The following is a 20,877-nucleotide window of genomic DNA, read 5'->3' as shown; positions in this document are numbered from 1 at the left end:
CTCGTGTCCTCCTCAGGCCGCGGGGAAGAATTTGTCGACGTTGAACTTGCCGGCATGGCGGGCGGGGGCGCCGACCGCGCTCATGCTGAGGCCGTTCTTGCCGCAGTGATAACCGATGCCAGCGTCGTGCATCGTGCGCATGTTGATCAGGATCGTGCCGAGCGTCCCGTTGCACGCCTCTTCCTGCCAGCGCGCGAAGTAGAGCTGGTCGCGGATCTTCACGAAGTCGCCGCTCCCGCTCCACTCGGTGGCGAAATGACCGGTCGGCGTGGGGATGATCCACGAGGTCGTATTCGGCGTCGAATACAGGTGCATCGAATTGAGGCCCGGCGAATACTCCCAGGTGAACGCCCTCCCGAGCAAGTCGCGGGTGCGTTCATGCCGCTTGGTGCCGGGGTCGGGGATGCCTTGCCCGACGATCTTGCCGAACAGCGTCTCGGCGCCCGCCTCGTTGGCTATGTAGGGCGTGTTGAGGAAGCCGTGGTAATTGGTCGCGAGGCCCGCATCGAGGTCGATCACCGCGATATGGCCGTCATGGTTCGGCTCGCCTTGCAGCAAGTGGCCGAAGATGAACGCGCCCGGCATCACTTCCCAGGCGTTGTAGCGCGCTTCCTTCCAGTCGCCCGCACCGTCCTTGCGCCATTGCAGGCTATCGGCACTGGTGAAGCGGTACTCCATCCGTGGGCCGTTATCGTAGTGGATGGCAAAGGACTTGCCCGCCAGCTCTCCGCTGGACTTTGTGCCGTTGCCAGCCATCGGGCTCGGGCGGTCGAACACATGAGTGTTCTCGGCCACGACCTTGGCGACTTCCGCCGGAGTCAACTTGTCCATCGTCGCGACCGGGCGATAGATGCGCCGCTCGCCCTTCTTGGCGTTCTCAATCTTGAGCGGCTCGGCGCTGAAATCGCCCAGCTTCTCGAACCGGGCGAGCTGGCCGAGCCATTCGCCGGTGCCGCGGAACATGTAGTATTCCAACTCGTCCGCGCCGTTGAAACCGAGCCTAAGCCCGGCTTGCTGGAGCCGGTTCACGTCCACCAGGTACATGTGCAGGAGGCCCGAGAACTCGGACTCGACCCGCGCCACCAGGTAGAGGTCTTCGGTCAGCTGGATGTAATCCATCGGCGCTGAATAGCCGCGCTTCTCCTTGAGCCGGTCAAGCTCGACCCAATGGGTGTAAGTGACCGAGGGATAATACTCGATCGTGCGGTTGCCGGTGTCCTCGGTCCAGGCAAACGCGCGGCCTTCAAGCCGCAGCGTCGGAGCATGGCGCTCCGTCGGGGCTTCGCTGTCGCCCGATTGCACATAGCCGTGCCACACCGCGCGATTGACCTCGCGGTTGTGCGGCGAGGGGCCACCGCCGAACCATAGCTCGAACACCGTGGCGAGGCTGTTGTGGCGATCCCAGGCAATCGCATAGCCGCGGGTCGAGTTGGGGATGAGGTGCGCGATCAGGGTGACATGATCGAGCGTCAGGGCGCCATATCCGGCCTCAGCCCCTTCGAAGGTGACCTTGTTGCCCGGCCCGAACTGCCAGAGCAGCGTCCCCGCGCTGTCGGTCACTACGCGCAGGTTGGCGCCCGCGAGGTCGGTCTCGAGCGGCCCCTTGCTCCCCGGACCGCCAGCGGCCTCGGCGAGCTTTGCCTGGACCTGCACTTCGGTCAGCTGCGTGTACGGGTACCGGAATAGCGGTACGTCCGGATAGGCTTGCAGAGCCATACCCCCATCTCTCCCTGTTGTTTTCTCGTTGTCCGCTTACCTGCCACAGCCGAGCGCGAGCGCAAGCGGGGATTGTGGGAATCTGGCCCGATCGACCTACCGGCCGCTGCTCGTATCCACGCTTGCCTCCACCGACATGCCGGGCCGCAGGCGCCGCGCTAGGGGTTGGTTGGGGTCGATGGCGATCCGCACCGGGATGCGTTGCGGGACTTTGACGAAATTGCCGGTCGCATTGTCGGGGCGGATGACGGAGAATTCGCTGCCCGCCGCCGGAGCGATCTGTTCGACACGGCCCTGGAGCTCGCGCCCGGCGAGAGCGTCGACCCGTACCCGCGCGCGTTGGCCTGGCTCGATATTGGCCGTCTGCGCTTCCTTGAAGTTGGCCACGACCCAGATCTTCTCGGGCACCACGAACAGCAGCTGCGTGCCGGCAGTGACAAACTGGCCTAGGCGCACGCCGACTTCGCTCACCTGGCCCGCTTGCGGCGCCTGGATCCGGGTGTTTTCGAGGTCGATCTGCGCCACCTTCAGCGCCGCGCGGGCGTTGGCTACGCTCGCCTCCAGTCCGCCGCGCCCGACAGTGACGCTGCGGACTTGCTCCTGTGCCACGGTGCGCTGCGCTTCTGCCTGGCGGACGGCGGCTTCGGCCTGCTGCTGCGCTGCCAGCGCCTGGTCGCGCTCGCGCGTGGTGATCCAGCGTTGGGCGTAGAGTTCGCCGATGCGGGTCATGTCGGCCTGGGCTCGCGCCAGTTGGGCGCGGGCACTTTCGATTGCCGCCTGTTGGCCGACTACCGAGGCCTCGCTCGATCGCTGGCTCTGTTCCGAGTTGGCGAGCGTGGCGATCTGCGCTTGCAGGTTGGCTTCGGCCTGCTGGACCCGCTGACGGTAGGTGCGGTCATCGATCTGCACCAGCGGATCGCCTGTCTTCACCTGCTGGAAGTCCTGCACGTAGACCCTGGTCACATAGCCGCTCACTTGCGGGGATATCACCGTGGTCTGACCGCGGACGAAGGCGTTGTCGGTGGTCTGGACCGAACTGTGGAATGGCGGCAGGTCCCAGGCGTAGAGCGCCAGAACGACCCCGGCGAGCAGGACCACGAGGAACACGATCGTCCCCTTCCGCCCGCTTTTCGGTGGGGCCCAGCCGCTCGCTTCGGGGCCGACCTGGTCGGGGCTCTCCAAGGGATCCTCCTGCCTGACGTGTTCGGCATCGGGCTCTTCGGCGGGCGGGGGCGTCGGCTTGTCTTCGGGAGGCTGGGTGTCGCTCACTGGCTGGGCCTCATTCTCTGGAGTGCGGCGAGTTCTTCGGCGAGGGGGTTGATCCCGTACCAACGGAGATAGAGCCAGCGGCCGAAAAGATAGGCGAACGCGATAGCCGACAGCACCGCGATCAGCAGGAACACGTCGTTGAACGCCATGATGTTCGCCTCGCGCGTGACTTGCTGGGTGAGAAGTTCGATCCCTCGTTTTTGGAGCAGCACCTGGTCGGTCACGACCTTGCCGTAGGCCCCGCTCAGTTGTTTGACCCTCAGCGCCACTTGGGGGTCGGTCGCCAGCATGGACTGGACCAGCTCGTTGAAATGGTAGCGCTGGCGAACGATCTGAAATGTGCCGAGCATCGCCCCGCCGCCAAGCCCGCCGAGCGTCTGCGCGATGCTGAACACTGCGGAAAAGCTCACCATGTGGCTCGGCCCCTTGGCGAGCGCGCGCAGGATGCCGAGCATCATGGTGGGTCCGAGGAAATAGGCCGCTGCGAAGCCGATCATGCCCTGCGTCACGTAGAAGTCGGCGGGGCGGGTGAGGTTGCTCGAATGCGAGTCCAGCCAGGCGCCTAGGCCAATCAGCGCGACCGACAGCACGATCGGCTTGAGCAGGTCGTTCGGGTTGAGCGTAACCAGGCTGGCGATCACTCCGGCCAGAGTGGCCGCCACCAGAACCAGGTTGAACATGATGAGCTGGTCATTGCCCATGCCGACGACCGAAAGCAGGCCCACGGCTCCGTAGTTCTGCTCGCCCAGAAGCAGACGGACCGTGGCCGCCACCAGGGCGAAGCGTATTACGCCGCCGGTCCGCATCCAGCGGGTGTTGAGCATGGGGTTGGCGCGGTTGTGTTCGATCACCATCGCGGTGCCGATCAGCACGACCGAGGCCGCGAACCCGTAGCCGATCCACGGCGTCGTCCACCAGACGATCCGCCCCTGCGTCAGCACCGCCAACAGCAGCATCATGCCCGGCGCGAACAGCGCGAAGCTGGCGAAATCGAGCTTCTCGAACACGTTTGCCGTCTCGCTCGGGGGCAAGCGCAGCAGGGCGATGCTGCCGAGGCAGATCAAGCTAAGCGCGAATTCGAACAGGTAGAGGTTGGTGATCTCGCCATTGGCCAGCAGCACGGGCGAGATCACCCGCGCCAGCGGCAAGGCCACTTGGGTCAGGCCCACGCCGAGGATCATCCCGCCGAGCCGGGCTTTCGCGGGCATGGCCTGCATGATGTAGAAGAAGCCCAGCGGGGTGAAACCGGCGGCGATGATCCCGGCTCCGGCGCGCAGCGCGAGCTCGAGGCCATAGCTGTGGACCAAGACCTGGATGCCGGAAATCGCCACGAACCCGAGCAGGAATACCCGCGTCAGGCGCTGCAGTCCGAACTGCTGGCGGAACTTGATCAGCATGAAACTGGTGCAGACATTGGTCATCGAATAGGCGGCGGTCAGCCAGGCCCCCTCGACGCTCGTCAGGCCCAGCGCTCCCTGGATCTGGGGCAGGTTTCCGATCAGCAATCCGTTCGCGAGCCCCGCCGTCAGTGCGACGAGGACGCCGATCGCGAAATAGCCGATCCGGCGCGGCATGGGGTGCGTCGGCGTCGCCGGCGAGCCGGGCATGACCGGCCGTTCATGCGGCGCGAACTGATAGGTCGAAGTCTGCGGCGCCACCCCGTCCCCGTTCTGGAGCGCGATTGCTCATTGGGTACAATGATCTGCGGGTGACTAGGTTTCCTTGGCGGTGCGCAGTGCCGCCTCTCGGCATCCAAAGGAAGCGGCGCCCTCGAAAGGGCGCCGTTCCAATCAGAAATTCACTCGCGCTCCGATGCGGATGTTCCGCCCGAACGTGTCGAAGTAGACCGGGTTTGTCGGGAAGCCATTCCCGCCCGGCGCGATCACGGGATCACGATCGAACACGTTGTTCAGCGCCGCAAAGACCTGGATCTGCTTGGTGATGTCATAAGATCCAGAGAGGTTGATGTAGATCGCATCGTCGACACGGTTGTCGCTGATGCTGTTCGGATCAGTCGTGGCGTAACCCGGGTCACTGGGATCGATCGGCGCGCCGCCGCTGGCCGTGACGGTGAGGAACCGTCCCGCGCCGATGTAGCGCGCCTGCACCGTCCCGGTGAACGGGCCCTGGTTGTACGTGACGAAGGCGTTCGCCTGCCACTTGGGTGCCGTGTTGAAACTGCCGAACGCGGCCGTCGGGCCCGATTGCCCGGCGTAGTTGGTGGGCGGCAGGGGCTCGCCGGTCGCGGCGTTGGTCAGGCCGGTGTCGAACAGCTGATCGTAAAGATAAGATGCCAGCATTCGAACCAGCAGCGAACCGGTGCCAATCGAGGTCTGGTACTGCGCCTCGAAGTCCATGCCCCGCGTGGTAAACCCTTGCAGGTTGGCCGCGCGGTTGTCGATGTGGATGATGTCCGCCGTCCCTTCACCCTCCATCAGATCGCAGAAGGTCGTGTTGCCCTGGAAGCAACCCGTGACGATGTTCTGCGCCCCGATGCCGAACGGCGGGCCGATGATCGCGTCCTTGATCTTGATTTGATACCAGTCGGCAGAGAAGCGGAAGCCGCTGAACCAGTCCTCTGGCGTCAGCACCACGCCTACGGTCAGGGTATCGGCTTTCTCGGGCCGAAGGTTGACGTCGCCGCCGCTGTCGATGCTGACCGGATCGCTAGGGCTGCCACCCGGCCAGGGGTTGCTGACTGAACCAAACGGCCCGCCCACTGTCGTCGCGTAAGTCTGGAACAGTTCGCGGAACTGCGGAGCGCGGACGTCTCGCGAGCGTGTGCCACGCAGGCGCACCCAGTCGGTAACGTCCCAGATACCGCTGAGCTTCCAGGTGAGGAACTCGCGGCTGGCCGATTGACCGTCATTGGCTCCTGATGTGCCGGTGTTCTTGTTGTGAGTCAGGCGGACCGCACCGTCGAGTTCCAGATATTTGCCGACAGGCGAATCGCGAAACACCGGTACGTTCAATTCGGCATAGCCTTCGAGGACTTCGGTCTTGCCGCCGTAGTCGAGGCCGTAGCTGAGCGTGTAGCCGGAGTACCAAGGCTGGTTCGCCATATCGTGCGTGACGGTGCCGCTTTCGGTTCGCCATTCGACACCGCTGGCGAGCTTGACCGACCCCGCGCCGAACCCATCGAACAAGTCGCCCCGCAAGTTGGCCGCGATCACGTCCTGCTTCTGGGTCGAGAACTCAACCAATGTGCGGAAGGCGTAGTCGATCGCCGCCTGATCGGCATTGGCCGCTCCGAACAGGTTGAGCGGCGCGCAAGTGCCCGACGCATCGGCCAGAGCCTGGTCGGCCGCGGTGTAGGGCTGCCCGGTGTTGGGATTGATGTGTCCGGGTACGTCGATACCGCAGGCTATCCCGGTGGGCGTGTTGACCGCGTCGAGCGCGAAGCGCAGCAGCGGATCGACAACGTTGTGGTACAAGTGCTGGTCGTTCTTGTTCACGCCGTGCGAGTAGTAGGCGTCCCAGTTCCAGCTCTCGCCGACGTCTCCCGAAAGCGCAGCAACCACGCGCCAGGTTTCGTTATTGGTGTCGTTCTCCGCGGTCTGGAGATTGTTCATGTTGCGGCCGATGAAGGCGCCGCCTGGCCCCATGGTGGCCGCCACGCCGGCAGGCAGGAAGGCGTTGTCGGGCGCAATATGATAGCCGACGAGGGCGCCCCCGCCGACATCGAACGCGTAGGGTCCAATAGCGCCCGTTGCGACCGGGTTGTTGGCTTCGCTGCGGGCGTATGATCCTTCGAGAGAGGCGGTTACCGACGAACCGACTTCGTATTCGACGCGGGCGAGGGTGCTGAGCTTCTGGACCGCCACGCGCACGGTGGTGGCATCATAAGCGCCCACTGCGAGATCGTCGCCACCTTGGCGGAAACCGAAGATGCCGGCGCCGGCGGAGTACAGGCCTGGATCGAAGGGAACGGTCCCGGTGCCGTCCGGATTGAACTGGACCGCGGGCCCGGTGACGGCGGGCGCGTAGATACACACGCCGACAAACGCCAGGCACGGAATGAGCACGCCTGTCTGGCTGGTGTAGGCCGGGCTCGCGTCGCGACCGATGATGTAGTGCGGCTGACCATTCGTCGCGTAGTCGGTATTGGTGAACATCGCATAGTTCTGCGCGCACCAGTCGCGTTCCTCGGAGCAATTGCCGATCGCCGAGGTGTCCTGAAATTCGGCGCCGACGATGAAGTGCCCGCGATCGTCGGCAAAGGCGGTCCCATAGGCGCCGGTGATGTGGAAATCGTCGCCATCGCCGTGCGTGGTGACGGTGTAGTCGGCCTGCGCCTTGATGCCTTCGAGATCCTTGTCGAGGATCACGTTCACGACCCCGGCAATCGCGTCGGAACCATAGACCGCCGAGGCGCCGCCGGTGACGGTCTCCACCCGGCCGACCAACATCGAGGGAACCAGCGTGATGTCGACGCCGCCGCCCGTGGTGGTTGGGACCACACGACGCGTATCGATCAGCGTCAGCGTGCGCGTGCCGAAGAACGGATTGAGGCCGCGCAAGTTGACCAGCTGCGCGCCGACGTTGAAGTTGCCGAGGCCAACGTTGTTGGCAGCGAAGAAGTTCGAGTTCGAAGGCAACTGCGAGACGACTTCGGCGACATTGTTCAGGCCCAGGGCCTGGATGTCTTCCGAGTCGAGCACGGTGACCGGGTTCGGCGTTTCGAAAGTGCTGCGGGTAACGCGCGAGCCGGTGACCACGATCTGGTTTTCGCCATCCGCCGTAGCGGCGGCTGGAGGGTCCGAGGGGGCCGCGTCTTGCGCCATCGCGGTGGCGGACCAACCCGCTGCAAGGCCAATGGCAAGTGCAATTCTGCTGAGCTCGCGACACATCATCGTGCCGCGGTGTCTGTAGACCCGCATGTCTTCCCTCCCCTAAACCACCCATTTTTGGGCGAATCTTAGCGGCCTTCTTCCGCGGCCTCTTTGGGATCGAAGAGATCCTAGTGGCTGCGGGGGCGTGTCTTGGGCGAATAATGCCTTAACTGCGTTCAATTTCAATAGCTGTTTGTAAACAGTCCCTTGTCTCCCGCTCCTGAGGCCATTGATCTAGGTTGGAACCAGAGGCGTCACGGGATCGAGGACGGCGGAATTCAGCCAATCCGGACTATTGGCGAAGCCACATTCCTGTCAGCGCAAACGTCGCACGCTGCCCTTCGTGCTTGCGCCGAGGGCCGCCTTCCGCAAAGGCCCCCAGCATGTTTGATGACGCGCTGATCTCCGCCGCCCGAGTTTCCAAGGCCTGGCCGTTCCAGGAAGCGATGAAGCTCGTCAAACGCTACCCGGATGGCAAGCCGGGCGGGGCGCCCGTGCTGTTCGAGACTGGCTATGGCCCCTCGGGCCTGCCGCACATCGGCACGTTCCAGGAAGTGCTGCGGACCACGCTCGTGCGCCGGGCGTACGAAATCGTCTCCGGCGGCGCGCCGACGCGGCTGGTGGCGTTCAGCGATGACATGGACGGGCTGCGCAAGGTCCCCGACAACGTGCCGCAGCAGGAACTTATGGCGCGGCATCTCGGTCAGCCGCTGAGCCGGTTGCCCGATCCGTTCGGCAAGTTCGAAAGCTTCGCGCACCACAACAACGCGATGCTGCGCGATTTCCTCGACCGCTTCGGCTTCGAGTACGAATTCGTCGCCGCGAGCGATCGCTACAACTCGGGCGCGTTTGACGCGCCGCTGGTCCGCGTGCTCGAAACGTTCGACGCAATCATGGACATCATGCTGCCGACGCTGCGGGCGGAGCGGCAGAAGACTTATTCGCCGGTCCTCCCGATCAGCGAGAAGAGTGGCGTCGTGCTGCAGGTGCCCGTCACCGTGGTCGACGCGGCCAACGGCATCGTCCGCTTCGAAGACGAAGGCGAAACGGTCGAGCAATGCGTGTTCGGCGGCAAGGCCAAGCTGCAGTGGAAGGTCGATTGGGCGATGCGCTGGTACGCGCTCGGCGTCGACTACGAGATGAGCGGCAAGGACCTGACCGACAGCGTCACCCAGTCGGGCCGCATCGTCCGTGCGCTTGGCGGGCGCATGCCCGAAGTGATGATCTACGAGCTGTTCCTCGACGAGAAGGGAGAGAAGATCTCCAAGTCGAAGGGCAATGGCCTGACGATCGACGAGTGGCTGACTTACGGCACCGAAGAGAGCCTGGGCTTCTACATCTTCCGCGAACCGAAGAGCGCGAAGAGCCTGCATGTCGGAGTGATCCCCAAGGCAGTGGACGAATATTGGCAGTTCCGCGCCAAGATCCCTGAGCAGCCGCTCGAACAGCAGCTCGGCAACCCGGTCTGGCACTTACTGCGCGCCAATGGCTATCACGGGGGCGAGGGCGATACCCTGCCGGTGAGCTACGCCTTGTTGCTCAACCTGGTCGGGGTTCTGGGCGCAGGGGCGACGCACGAGCAGGTGTGGAGCTACCTCGGCAATTACATCCACGACTTGAACCCGACCCACCATCCCGAGCTCGATGCGCTGATCAACCGGGCGCTGGCCTACAACCGCGACTTCATCGCGCCGACGCTCAACCGCCGCGCGCCGGAGCCGAACGAGGCCGCGGCGCTGCGGGCGCTCGACGAGGAATTGGCGCGCTCGGGCGACGATACTCCGGCGGAAGACCTGCAGACCGCGGTCTACGAAATCGGCAAGAAGGAAGAGTACGGCTTCGAGAGCCTGCGCGACTGGTTTCGCGCGCTTTACGAAACGCTGCTCGGTTCGAGCCAGGGGCCGCGCATGGGCAGCTTCATCGCCCTCTACGGCGTGGCCAATACGCGAAAGCTGATTGCCGAAGCGCTGGAACGAACCGCCTGAGGCTCAAATCCACCGCCGGCAACGGTACCATTTGGTGACGATGTACTTCACCCCGCGGACCACCGGGGTGCCGGCGTGGATGGTCCAGGGATTGGGCACGCCTTCCGGATCGGCGTTGTTCCAGATCAGCAAGGCGCCGGGCTGGGGGTCGACCTTGAAGCCAAGCCGCGGAAAGTGCGTCGCGCCGCCTTCCTCGACCTGGTTGAGGTAAGCCATCGCGGTGATTGACCGCTGCCCGCCACGGTCCTTTTCGATCTCCCAATACGAAGTGCCGCCGGGAAACCAGTCCGCATGGGCCTGGAACTCCTGGCCGACCAGGTATCGCTGGCCCTGGATCGTCTCGCCGAAAGTGGGATCGATCCCGAGCAGATCGTCGATCCGCCGCTGCAGGCCTTTGATGAAGGGGTCGAGTGGATCGACGTCGCCGGAATAGGAGGTGCGGTAACCGCTCGAATACTCGGCGTCGAAGGCCCGGCTCGGCTTGGCGATGGCATCCACCATCGCCATTAACCGGACGCACTCCTCGGGCGAGAAGAAGTTGCCGACCGCCCACAGCTCGGCCTTCTCGCAAGGGAGCGCGTAGACGTCCTTGTTGGCGGCGAGCCGCTCCCGCACCTTCTGGCCGAGCTTCCGCAGTCGCGGCTGGTCGCTCTTGTCCTCAGGGGGCGGAATGTGGATCTCGGTCATGGCCGCGAACCTATCCACCCTCTGCTCGCAGAGGCAAGCCCTTGAAATCCGACGAGCAGAAGCCCCCGCCCGTTTCCGGGCGAGGGCTTCGCTCCTGCCGGGCCACTCACACCGGCAGAAAGGCAGTTACCAGAAGAAGTTGTAGATCACGTCGACCACTTCGCCGGTGAACGTGTTCACCAGTACGACGTCGTCGTAGTAGCGAACCCAGCGGTAAGGACCGTAGACCTCGGGCAGGCGATACTGCCACGGGTTGCCGATCCAGTAGTTGTTCCCGAAGAACAGGGAGTCGAGGTAGAACCCGACGCCCAGCCTGCGGTAGGCGTAGTTGCGGTAGGGCGCGTAATAGCTGTCTAGCCGGTAGGTGTAGCGGTTGCTGTTGCGATAGCGCTGCCAGTCATAGCGGTTGTTATCGCGCCAACGACGGTCCCATTGGCGATAGTCCTGCCGATTGCCGCGGTTCCAGTCGCCCCGGTCGTTCTGAGCGTAGCGGCCATTGCGCCAATCGTTGTCGCCACGCCGGTCGTTGTCCCGACGCTGCCAGTCAGGCCTGTCATCCCGATCGGCGCGACGAGCGTTTTGGTCGCCCCGGCGGTCGTTTTCGCGTTGTTGCCAACCTTGCCGATTGTCGCGTTCGGCCCGGCCAGCGTTGTCGTCGACTCGACGGTCGTTTTCGCGCTGTTGCCAGCCCTGCCGATTGTCGCGGTCGCGGCTGGCGTCCCGATAGGCCGGATTGCGGTTCTGGTCGGTGTAGGTTCGATTGCGTTCCTGCCCCGCCTGACCTGCCTGTCTTGGCTGACCAGCCTGACCTGTCTGTCCCGCCTGTCTCGGCTGGCCCGCTCGTGCCTGAGAGCGGCTGCTGAGCCATTCCTGCAGACGCGCGTTCTGTTCTGCGCGTTGCTCCACACGACGTTCGGTTTGCTGCTGATCCCGTGTGGCGCGCTGGCCTACCTGGGCCTGCTGGCGAGCAGGGGCCACTCGGTTGCCTTGCGGGGCCGCAGGCGCCGGGCGCTGTTCGGCGCGGGCGGTATTCTGTTGCGGAGCGCTCCGCTCAGGCGCCTGACGCTGGGGCTGGGGGTCGCTCTCTACCTGCGTGCGCGGGGCGGGTTGCGCCCTGCGAGCTTCGGTTCGCTCCGACCAGCTTTGCTGGCGCTGCGAACTCTGTTCTCCGCGGCCATTGTTCCGCCCGCCGCGATCCTGTGCGGTAGCGGGAACCGATAAACTGCTGGCGACGAGCGCGACTGCCAACGCAGACCACCCGACACGCCCTTTCAAACTCTGATGTGACATTGACGGCATCTCCAAACTCTACCGCCAAGTGGCTGCGGCTAATGAGTCGGTGATATTCCGTCTGGGCTGTCCGACAACTGAACCGGTCGGACAGCCTTTTGTTCATGTTTCAAGCAGTCAAGCTGAACGTCAACGGGTCAGCTTCTTGTAGGCCAGACGCGTCGGACGATCGGCAGCATCGCCAAGGCGGCGACGCTTGTCCTCCTCGTAAGACTCGAAGTTGCCTTCGAACCATTCGACATGGCTGTCACCCTCGAAGGCGAGGATGTGGGTCGCCAGACGATCGAGGAAGAAGCGGTCGTGGCTGATGACCACGGCGCAACCGGCGAAGTTCTCGATTGCGTCTTCGAGCGCGGCCAGAGTTTCGACGTCGAGATCGTTGGTCGGTTCGTCGAGCAGCAGCACGTTGCCGCCGGTCTTGAGCATCTTGGCCATGTGCACGCGGTTGCGTTCACCGCCAGAAAGCTTGCCGACGTTCTTCTGCTGGTCCTGGCCCTTGAAGTTGAACGCGCCGACATAGGCACGGGTGCTCATGTCGTTGCCGTTGACCTTCATGTAGTCGAGTCCGTCGGAAATCTCTTCCCAGACGTTGTGCTTGGGATCGAGATGGTCGCGGCTTTGGTCGACGAAGCCGAGGCGCACGGTCGTGCCGAGCTCGATCGAGCCCGAGTCCGGCTGCTCCTTGCCGGTGATTATCTTGAACAGCGTCGACTTGCCGGCACCGTTGGGACCGATCACACCGACGATGCCGCCAGGCGGCAGGGTGAAGCTGAGATCTTCGAACAGCAGCTTGTCGCCATAGGCCTTCGAGATGTTGTTGACCTCGATGACTTTGCCGCCGAGCCGCTCGGGCACCTGGATGACGATCTGCGCCTTGCCGGGCTTGCGGTCGTTCTGCGCTTCCTGGAGCTGTTCGAACTTGCGGATACGCGCCTTGGACTTGGTCTGGCGAGCAGCCGGGGTCTGCCGAATCCACTCGAGCTCTTCCCGGAGGGCCTTCGAGCGGCCGCTCTCTTCGCGCTCTTCCTGTGAGAGGCGCTTGGCCTTCTTTTCCAGGTAGGTCGAGTAGTTGCCCTCGTAAGGGAAGTACTTGCCGCGATCGAGCTCGAGGATCCAGTCGACCACGTGGTCGAGGAAGTAGCGGTCGTGGGTGATCATCAGCACCGCGCCGGCATATTCCTTGAGGTGGTTTTCGAGCCACTCGACCGATTCCGCGTCGAGGTGGTTGGTCGGTTCGTCGAGCAGCAGGATCGAAGGCTTCTGGATCAGCAGGCGGGTCAGCGCCACGCGGCGCTTCTCACCGCCCGAGAGGCTTTCGACACCCATGTCACCCGGCGGGCAGCGCAAGGCCTCCATCGCGATCTCGAGCTGGTTGTCGAGCGTCCAGCCGTCGACCGCGTCGATCTTCTCCTGCAGTTCGCCCATCTCGGCGCCGAGTGCGTCGAAGTCGGCGCCGTCCTCACCCATCTCGATACCGATCTGGTTGAAGCGCTCGACCATGTCGGCCACCTGACGCGCGCCGTCCTTGACGTTCTCGAGCACGGTCTTGGTCGGATCGAGCTCAGGCTCCTGCGCAAGATAGCCGACGGTGATGTACTCACCGGGCCAGGCCTCGCCAGTGTACTCGGTGTCGATCCCGGCCATGATCTTCATCAGCGTCGACTTGCCGACGCCGTTCGGACCCACGATGCCGATCTTGGCGCCCTGGTAGAACTGCAGGTTGATGTTCGACAGGACCGGCTTCTGGGCGCCGGGGAATGTCTTCGTCATGTTCTTCATGACGTATGCGTACTGGGCGGCCATGGTCGTCCTTGGAAATCGGTGTGGGGAGGTTGCGGCGCAGATAGGCGGTGCAGCGTCAGGGGGCAAGCGGGCAGGCGTGACACGAAGCGCTCGACTGGCGCCGCTTAGCCGATGGAGTGGGCCTGCGCTAAGGGCAGGGCGGGTTATTCCGGCGGGACGGTGATCTCCACGATCTCGATTGCGTCGGTCGCGTTGCCGAACGGCAGGGTTTCTCCCACTTCGGCCCCGAGCATGGCGCGGCTCAACGGGGCGTTGAAGGAGAGCCGTCCCGCGGCGGGATCGGCCTCGTCGTCTCCCACAATCAGAAATGTCTTGGGCTTGCCGTTGAGGAGAATGCGGACTTGGGTCCCGAATTCCACCTTGTCGCCAAGCGGGAGAGGGGCAAGCTCGGCTGTCACTTGCCGGGTATTCCAATAGCGCAAGTCGCGCTGGAGCTTCTTGATGGCCTCAGGATCGTCGACGCGGCCAAGCTGAGCTTCGAGTTCGGAAATCCGTTCCCTGATCAGGGCCAAGCCTCGGCCGGTGACCAGGTTGGGACCGGAAGGGATCGGGAGCTCGAATTTAGGCTCCAGATGTTCCTCGTCGCTCTCACGACGGAATGCCACGCTCATTGAACTCATCTCCACGCCGACTGGGTGGTCAACAAGATGGGACGGGTTCGCGGGCTTTTCCAGCCGTCATTCCTTCCGGCTTGCTGAACACTTAGCTCGACTATATGATTCATATACGATTCGTATATTCGAGGATGATCAAATGGGTATCGTCAACATAGAGGACGACCTCCACGAACAGCTCCGCAAGGCGAGCAAGGCCTCTTATCGCTCCATCAATGCACAAGCCGCTTTCTGGATAAAGATAGGCATGTTGTGCGAGCTGAACCCCCAACTGACCTTTCATCAGGTCCTGCTTCGTGAGCTCAAGGAAGCCGGCGTCGATCCTGCCGATGCCGGTGTCGTCGTCTAGTGATCAAATCGCCCGCCGAGGTTGAGCTGATGGCCGAATCCGGCCGCCTTCTCGCGAGCGTGTTCTCGTACCTCGACCACCAGGAGCTCGCAGGCCAGACCACCATGCAGGTCAATGACCTGGTCGAAGACTTGATCGTCAACCAGCTTGGCGCGCGACCGGCCAGCAAAGGCCAATACGGCTACGGTTTCGTGCTGAATTGTTCGAGAAACGAAGTCGTTTGCCATGGCGTCCCGTCCACGGAGGACGTGTTGCAGGACGGCGATATCGTCAATTTCGACATCACGCTGGAGAAGAACGGATTTATTGCCGATTCCAGCAAGACCTTCCTCATCGGAACTGTCGCACCCCAAGCCAAGAGGCTCGTGCAAACGACGTATGAAGCGCTGTGGAAGGGCATTCGCGCTGTTCGTCCTGGCGCCAGGCTGGGCGATGTGGGCCATGCCATCGAGCGCCACGCCAAACGAGCCGGCTATTCAATCGTGCGCGACTATTGCGGCCACGGCATCGGCCGGGAAATGCACGAAGAGCCACAGGTGCTCCATTTCGGAAGACCCGGCACGGGGTTGACCCTCCGGGAGGGCATGGTCTTCACGATCGAGCCGATGTTGAACCAGGGTCGAAGGACGGTTCGCACCGAGGCGGACGGGTGGACCGTCGTCACCACCGATGCAAAGCTATCAGCGCAATTTGAACACACCGTAGCGGTGACCCGAGACGGCGTTCGCGTCTTGACGCTTCGGCCAGAGGAAGCGGCGCTGGTACGCGCATAAAGGCACGGTTGTTGATTAGCCGCGGCCTAAGTCTGGACCTGTATGGCACCGCACCCTAGCGGCGCGGCATGGCTATCATCGCGACTATCATGAACACTGTGACCGGGCGTCCAATCCAGAAGATGTCGTTCGGACGAATGCCGAAGCCCTGGGCGAGCTTTAACCTCGCCACCGGAGAGCTCGTCACCGCTGAGCGCATCGACGTCGGCAAGCCCGCTCCCGGCAAGTTCATCGCCCCGGTCGATGTTTGGGTGACTGTAAAGCCGACGGAGTAGTCTTGGCGCTCACGATGTCGCTTGCCTGATGGGTCTGGTACGCTAGCACTCACGGATGGATTTCGACGATCTGCTGCAGCGCTACTTTGGCACATCCGACCTCTCGGAAGCGTCGCCGGCGGTGCAAGCGGCCGGCCTTGACCGGCTTCGCGTGGACTTTGGCCTGGAGACCGATCGATCGCGCCGTTTCGCGCTGTGGTCCGTGCTCTATATGCTCGGACAAGCGCCAGACCTCGACGTCGCCTTCAAGGAAGAAGCCGATCGTGAAGCAGCGCGAAATTTGATGGATTTGCTCGCCGCTGGCGACGGTGACTGAAGGCGCTCAGCGCCGAGGCTCAAGGCCTCGCAAGGAAGTTGGTCGGGGAGACAGGATTCGAACCTGCGACATCCTGCTCCCAAAGCAGGCGCGCTACCGGACTGCGCTACTCCCCGACCGGGGGCGCCTCCCTATGGTTGCTGCCGCTTTGGCGCAAGCCAAAAGCCTAAGCGATAGGGTGGCACGGAAAATTGGTGGGCCCGGCAGGATTCGAACCCGCGACCTAGCCGTTATGAGCGGCCAGCTCTAACCGCTGAGCTACAGGCCCGTGCACCATGGGCGCCGCGGCGAGGTAGCTTGGTGCCGGGGCGCTGGCAAGTCAGGGCGTTAGCGCTGCACCGACGTAAGGATTTCGGCGACCGTGGTTGGCGCAACCTTGCGCTGTTCGAGGTAGGCGAAAACGCGGCGCCACCAGTCGTAAAGGTTCTCGAGATCAGCTTCGTCGCGGACGTAGGGCGTGTGTCCGGGCTGCAGCGAAGGGCTGTGGAAAGACAGGACCAGCAGCGGCAGGCCGTCGTCGAGGGCCATGTCGATGCCGCGGATTGCTTCCTCGACGGCCACTCCCTCGGGCGTCAGCGGAATGCGCTCAAGCATGCCGGTATGGGCCAAGGCGCCGAGCAGCGCCGGGGAGCCAGCGAGGGTGGACTGGAGCCAGTCGCCTTGGCGCCGAAGCATGCCCCAGTGGACGGTGGTAAGCGGCAATTCGAGCAAGCGTCGCTCGTCGTCGACCCAATAGGGCGCCAGCGGGTGGCTACCGTAGTTTGCGCCTCCGATGGCGGAATAGTCGAACTTGGACCTGACCGATGTATCGACCGCGATGCCGTGCCGGTTGAGCATTGCCGCGGTGTTTGGACCGAGGCCGTAGCGGCCGGCGCGGTAGATAGTTGGTTCGATTGCGAAATTGCGTTCGATCGCTTCCTTTAGGGCGCGGAACTTGGCTTCTTCCAATTCCGGGGGGAGGTTGCCGGCGAAGGAGTTGTGTTGACTAACTTCTTCCACAAACGGCGGATTTACCCAGGGGTGGAGCTGGATGCCGAGCTCCGCCTTGCCGGCGGCGAGGGGGGCGCGCAGGATCTCCGCGGCCTGTTGCGACTGCGCGATCGGCCAGTCGATGAGGTAGACCGGCACCACCCCTTCCGCCTCGCAGAACCGCTGGAATCGCGCCAGTTCGGGCACATGGTCGAGGCCGTGCTGGTCGCGGGTGAGCGGTTTCGTCCAGTCGAACTCTTCCTCGGTGTCGACCGTCAGCAGGAAGCGGCAACCGAAAGGAGGATCGAACCGCGCGTACGCTGGCCGCGAGGGCGGATCGATCATCGATCGCATGACTTAGCTTTCACCCCCCTCGGTAGCGGTCGATCCGCCTAGCCCCTTCTATCGAGGGTAACCCGCGCATCGGTCAAGCTCGGCAACGTCAGCTGGAGCCGGTCTTCCTGCCGCTCAAGCTCGCCGCCCGCAGCCCTGGCTTCGGCGCGAGCAAGCCGGAAGGTGAACCCGCTGCCGAACATCCCGGCCGACACCGCGCGCGGCTGGGACGTGGCGGTCGCTGCAAATAAGTCGGTATCGCCCATCATCGAACCGGGAATGTCGAGCTCCATCGTCACCTGACCCGAACCGACCGTCAGAGTGAGATCGATGATCTCCCCCGGAGCAAGCGCCCCGGCCAGGGTCGCGAGCAAGCGCCAGATCAGCTGCAGCGCATCGTCCCGCTCGATCCCGACGGTGAAGTCCGGGCCCTCGGCCTCAAACTCGATGCGGGCGCTACGTTGGCGCAGCACGCCGTCGAGCCGGCGCAGAAGCTGGTTCACCACCTCGCGCAAATCGCATTGGCCACCCTCGAACTCGAGCGCGCCCGATTCCAACCGCGCAAGCCGGTCGATCTCGTCGAACCCGGCCATGATCCGCGCCGCGTCCACGGCAACCGCGGCGGCGAGGGCGCGGTATTCGTTGGGCGTGGTGCCGAACATCTGCTGCTGGATCATCTCGGCAAAGCCCTGGATCGCGTTCGCAGGCGTGCGCAATTCGTGAAGCAGCTGCCTCATCCGGTCGCCGGATCCGCCAGCTTTGACCGGAGCCGCGGTGGATGTCGCGGCGAGCACCGGCAGCGGCCGGCGCATGCGGCCGTTGTAGCCGGTGAAGCGCCCTTCGTCGGGCGAGAAGACCGGCGCCGCATCGATCCGCCATTCGCCGGCAATCTCGGCCGTGCCGTCAAGGTTCAGGCTCGCCCCGCGCAGCGGCAGGCGCCTGAGCATGGTCTTCGCCCCGGCCGCGTCGAGCACGGCCAGCGCATCGGGCCGGGCCGGGCCGAGCGCCAGGCCCACGACCATTGGCGCCATCGCCGGATCGGCCCAGGTGACGACGCCCTGCGCGTCAGTCGAAAAGTCGAACGCGCGGCTGTGGCGGAAGTGCTCGTGGTCGAAGTCCCGTCCGTCACCCAGCGGCAGACGCGGAGCGGTGGGCCCCTTGCGCTTGGCATTCTGGAACGCCTCGATCCGGCGGACGAGGGCGCCGATGCCGGGGTCCTCGGATTGCGTATCAGGTTCGACCCGCTCGGGCTCGGGAAGAACCAGGTCTCTCACGCCCAGCCGGTCGAGAACCTGCCGAGCGCCGGGCGGCAGCTCGCGCCGGTGACGCAGGAAGCCGCGAGCGGTCAGCGGCAGCCGCGGGATCAGCTCGACCCACTCGCTGTCGGTCAACTGCGCCGTGGCCATCACGGCGGCGGCGGCCTGCGGCTCTGACTGAGCCAGCCACGCCACCAGCCTCGGATTGCGGAGCCGGAGACCGGGAGCCCTGAGGATGGCCGACTGCATCGCAGCGGGAAGTTCGTCCGCCAGATCGCCCAACCGGGCAAAGGCCGATTCGGTGAGCTGGCTCGGCGTATCGGCCGGCATGCTGCCAAGCAGGTCGAGCAGTTGCCGGTACTGTGTACGGGACGCCAGCTCGCTCTGCGCGGGAAAGCGCAGGACGGTAGCAAGGCGATCATCGAACAGCATCGGCGCTCCGGTAAGCGTGGAAAGTCACACGCAGCAATACGCAGACTGCCACTTAGCGACACTTTTCAAAGGTGGAACGGCGAACGCATCGTGCGTTGCAAACCGGGACAATTGCCGCCATAAACAATAATATTACGGGATTGCCGCACTGTGCGGCGCAAAATTACGCTCATAGTTAATAGGGGGGCGGTAACCGGCTTGATGGCAACGCTCGACTCAATCGATCGCCGGCTCCTGGCCGAACTGCAGGCCGAAGGCCGCATCACTAACGTAGATCTCGCGAGCCGTGTCGGGCTGACCGCGCCACCGTGCCTTCGCCGGGTCCGCGCGCTGGAGGAAGAGGGGGTCATCAGGGGATATCATGCCGACCTCGATCCCTCGCGCCTCGGCTTCACCATCACCGTCTTCGCCATGGTCAGCCTCAAGAGCCAGGCGGAAGAAGATCTTCGCGCGTTCGAACAGCACATCAAGGGGCTGCCCGAGATCCGCGAGTGCCACATGCTCAACGGCGAGATCGACTTCATCCTCAAGATTGTCAGCAAGGATCTGCAGAGCTTCCAGGAGTTCCTGACCAGCAAGCTCACCCCGGCGCCCAACGTTGCCAGCGTGAAGACGTCGCTGACCATCCGCACCGCCAAAAACGAGCCGGGCGTTCCGCTGGAATAGGCGCTTTCGCCGTCTGGGGCGATGGTGCTAGCGTGCCGAAAAATCCGGGAGAGGTCCGCACATGAGAAGTCGCGCGCTAATCGTCGCTGCAGCACTGGCATGCCTGACGCCAGTTGCCGCCGAGGCTCATCATTCGTTCGCCGTCTATTTCGATCCGAGCAAGGACGTGACCATCACCGGCAAGGTGACCTCGTTCCGCTTCACCAATCCGCACGGCACGGTGGTGCTCGATGTAACCGACGCGCAGGGCAAGGTGAGCGAATGGCGGGCGGAGACTAACGCACCTGTGGTGCTGCAGCGGCGCGGCTGGACGCGCGACAGCATCAAGGTCGGCGAGACCATCACCATCGAAGGCTGGCCCTCGCGCGACGGCAAGCCGTACATGCGCTTGCGCCGCGCGGTCCATGCGGACGGAAGCCTGGTTGGGACTGCCCCCTTCGGACAGGCGGACCAGAGCTGATGCGGACGGCCTTTATTGGCGCGGCGCTGCTCACGCTGTCCGCGCCCGCTTTCGCGGAAGCTGACCTCACCGGGTTCTGGAACCTCAGTTTCGAAGCGGGCGATCCGCCGGCCGACCTCGTCGCCAAGTTGCCGCCGGACACGGTGATTATCGCGGACACCGGCGTGGTCGAGTTTCCCGAGGGCGAATACGGCGGCCTCAAGCTCAAGCCCGAGGCGCTGGCTAAGGCCAATGCGTGGAAGCCGGCTGACGAGATGACCTTGTCGCGCGTGTGCCTCGCGCCCTCGATCGTCTACGCGATCCAGGGCCCGTTCCCGTTCGAAGTGTTCCAGACGCCCGAGCTGATCGTGTTCAAGTACGAGTATTTCGACCAGGTCCGCCTGGTGCATATGGACGGCCGCGGCCATCCGCCGGCCGATGCGCCGCATTCGAAGATGGGTCATTCGATCGGCCACTGGGAAGGCGACGAGCTGGTGGTCGACACCACTCACCTCGCGCCTTCGACGATCACCAACAACGGGCTCGATCACAGCGCCGACATTCACATGGTCGAACGCTATCGGCTGAGCCCGGACGGCAAGCGGCTGATCGCGACCCAGTGGTTCGAGGACCCGGCAGTGCTCGACAACAACGGCGCGCGTTACATCCAGTGGGCGAAGCAGCCGGGGCAGTATGTCTACCCCTACGAGTGCGATCCTGCATTTGCGCTGGAGTATCAGGAGGCGGGGAAGGCGGGGGAGTGACGAGTAGAAAGCGGACCGTCTGCAGTGGGTCAGGCCGATTGCCGGTGTGAACAACTGGGATGGGTGGAAAGCGGACTCTAACTTTTTGTCGCGCCAATTCGTCTCAGCA

The 20,877-nt window shown here is 63.9% G+C and carries 18 protein-coding genes and 2 tRNA genes; 8 read left to right on the top strand and 12 right to left on the bottom strand.

Annotated elements, in window-relative coordinates; genetic code table 11:
* Positions 1-12: 12 nt before the first annotated feature.
* The 4 genes from ASD76_RS06945 to ASD76_RS06930 form a co-directional block, all read right to left on the bottom strand.
* Positions 13-1,716, bottom strand: coding sequence for a MoaF N-terminal domain-containing protein (locus ASD76_RS06945; protein ID WP_055920333.1), 1,704 nt, complete (start codon positions 1,714-1,716; stop codon positions 13-15).
* Positions 1,717-1,812: 96 nt separating this feature from the next.
* Positions 1,813-2,985: an HlyD family secretion protein gene (locus ASD76_RS06940; protein ID WP_055920330.1), complete on the bottom strand. Its 1,173-nt coding sequence runs from the start codon at positions 2,983-2,985 to the stop codon at positions 1,813-1,815.
* Positions 2,982-4,643: an MFS transporter gene (locus ASD76_RS06935; protein WP_156457573.1), complete on the bottom strand. Its 1,662-nt coding sequence runs from the start codon at positions 4,641-4,643 to the stop codon at positions 2,982-2,984. The genes ASD76_RS06940 and ASD76_RS06935 overlap by 4 nt, the downstream gene beginning before the upstream one ends.
* A gap of 132 nt (positions 4,644-4,775) precedes the next feature.
* Positions 4,776-7,865 carry a TonB-dependent receptor domain-containing protein gene (locus ASD76_RS06930; protein ID WP_082553647.1) on the bottom strand — a complete coding sequence of 1,030 codons (3,090 nt, stop codon included), beginning with the start codon at positions 7,863-7,865 and terminating at the stop codon, positions 4,776-4,778.
* Positions 7,866-8,200: 335 nt separating this feature from the next.
* On the opposite strand from ASD76_RS06930, the gene ASD76_RS06925 reads away from it, so the two are divergent.
* On the top strand, positions 8,201-9,802 hold the full coding sequence (locus tag ASD76_RS06925) for a lysine--tRNA ligase (protein ID WP_055920324.1): 1,602 nt from the start codon (positions 8,201-8,203) through the stop codon (positions 9,800-9,802).
* A 3-nt stretch (positions 9,803-9,805) separates the two neighbouring features.
* Here the strand turns inward: ASD76_RS06925 and ASD76_RS06920 are convergent, their stop codons facing one another.
* From ASD76_RS06920 to ASD76_RS06900, 4 genes are all read right to left on the bottom strand, one after another.
* On the bottom strand, positions 9,806-10,489 hold the full coding sequence (locus tag ASD76_RS06920) for a prolyl hydroxylase family protein (protein ID WP_055920320.1): 684 nt from the start codon (positions 10,487-10,489) through the stop codon (positions 9,806-9,808).
* Positions 10,490-10,615: 126 nt separating this feature from the next.
* On the bottom strand, positions 10,616-11,467 hold the full coding sequence (locus ASD76_RS06915) for an RcnB family protein (protein ID WP_162249645.1): 852 nt from the start codon (positions 11,465-11,467) through the stop codon (positions 10,616-10,618).
* A gap of 441 nt (positions 11,468-11,908) precedes the next feature.
* Positions 11,909-13,582: an energy-dependent translational throttle protein EttA gene (ettA, locus tag ASD76_RS06905; protein WP_055920311.1), complete on the bottom strand. Its 1,674-nt coding sequence runs from the start codon at positions 13,580-13,582 to the stop codon at positions 11,909-11,911.
* 143 nt (positions 13,583-13,725) lie between these two features.
* Positions 13,726-14,193: a GreA/GreB family elongation factor gene (locus ASD76_RS06900; RefSeq protein ID WP_055920308.1), complete on the bottom strand. Its 468-nt coding sequence runs from the start codon at positions 14,191-14,193 to the stop codon at positions 13,726-13,728.
* Positions 14,194-14,335: 142 nt separating this feature from the next.
* On the opposite strand from ASD76_RS06900, the gene ASD76_RS06895 reads away from it, so the two are divergent.
* The 4 genes from ASD76_RS06895 to ASD76_RS06880 all read left to right on the top strand — a co-directional run bounded on the left by ASD76_RS06895 (position 14,336) and on the right by ASD76_RS06880 (position 15,909).
* Positions 14,336-14,545 carry a ParD-like family protein gene (locus ASD76_RS06895; protein WP_055920305.1) on the top strand — a complete coding sequence of 70 codons (210 nt, stop codon included), beginning with the start codon at positions 14,336-14,338 and terminating at the stop codon, positions 14,543-14,545.
* The gene (map, locus tag ASD76_RS06890) at positions 14,545-15,318 is read left to right on the top strand and encodes a type I methionyl aminopeptidase (protein WP_055920302.1); all 774 of its coding nucleotides are present in this window, start codon (positions 14,545-14,547) and stop codon (positions 15,316-15,318) included. The genes ASD76_RS06895 and map overlap by 1 nt, the downstream gene beginning before the upstream one ends.
* A 68-nt stretch (positions 15,319-15,386) precedes the next feature.
* A complete protein-coding gene (locus ASD76_RS06885) occupies positions 15,387-15,593 on the top strand; it encodes a hypothetical protein (RefSeq protein ID WP_055920299.1) in 207 nt (68 codons plus the stop codon).
* Between the two features lie 55 nt (positions 15,594-15,648).
* Positions 15,649-15,909, top strand: a complete 261-nt coding sequence (locus ASD76_RS06880) for a hypothetical protein (protein WP_055920296.1) — start codon at positions 15,649-15,651, stop codon at positions 15,907-15,909.
* A 39-nt stretch (positions 15,910-15,948) separates the two neighbouring features.
* On the opposite strand, the gene ASD76_RS06875 is transcribed toward ASD76_RS06880, so the two are convergent.
* From ASD76_RS06875 to ASD76_RS06860, 4 genes are all read right to left on the bottom strand, one after another.
* Positions 15,949-16,025: transfer RNA gene (locus ASD76_RS06875), tRNA-Pro, on the bottom strand.
* Positions 16,026-16,101: 76 nt separating this feature from the next.
* Positions 16,102-16,177: transfer RNA gene (locus tag ASD76_RS06870), tRNA-Ile, on the bottom strand.
* A gap of 59 nt (positions 16,178-16,236) precedes the next feature.
* Positions 16,237-17,232, bottom strand: a complete 996-nt coding sequence (locus ASD76_RS06865; RefSeq protein WP_055920293.1) for a polysaccharide deacetylase family protein — start codon at positions 17,230-17,232, stop codon at positions 16,237-16,239.
* 38 nt (positions 17,233-17,270) lie between these two features.
* The gene (locus tag ASD76_RS06860; RefSeq protein WP_055920290.1) at positions 17,271-18,899 is read right to left on the bottom strand and encodes a histidine kinase dimerization/phospho-acceptor domain-containing protein; all 1,629 of its coding nucleotides are present in this window, start codon (positions 18,897-18,899) and stop codon (positions 17,271-17,273) included.
* A gap of 201 nt (positions 18,900-19,100) precedes the next feature.
* Between ASD76_RS06860 and ASD76_RS06855 the strand changes: the two genes are divergently transcribed.
* From ASD76_RS06855 to ASD76_RS06845, 3 genes are all read left to right on the top strand, one after another.
* On the top strand, positions 19,101-19,565 hold the full coding sequence (locus tag ASD76_RS06855) for an Lrp/AsnC family transcriptional regulator (RefSeq protein ID WP_055920287.1): 465 nt from the start codon (positions 19,101-19,103) through the stop codon (positions 19,563-19,565).
* Between the two features lie 61 nt (positions 19,566-19,626).
* The gene (locus tag ASD76_RS06850; RefSeq protein WP_055920284.1) at positions 19,627-20,025 is read left to right on the top strand and encodes a DUF6152 family protein; all 399 of its coding nucleotides are present in this window, start codon (positions 19,627-19,629) and stop codon (positions 20,023-20,025) included.
* Positions 20,025-20,768 carry a hypothetical protein gene (locus ASD76_RS06845; protein WP_055920281.1) on the top strand — a complete coding sequence of 248 codons (744 nt, stop codon included), beginning with the start codon at positions 20,025-20,027 and terminating at the stop codon, positions 20,766-20,768. Before ASD76_RS06850 ends, ASD76_RS06845 begins: the two co-directional genes overlap by 1 nt.
* The last annotated feature ends 109 nt before the right edge of the window (positions 20,769-20,877 follow it).

Source organism: Altererythrobacter sp. Root672, from assembly GCF_001427865.1.
Lineage (GTDB): Bacteria > Pseudomonadota > Alphaproteobacteria > Sphingomonadales > Sphingomonadaceae > Croceibacterium_A.
Note: the sequence above shows the minus strand (reverse complement) of the source record. Positions and strands in the feature narration are given on the sequence as shown.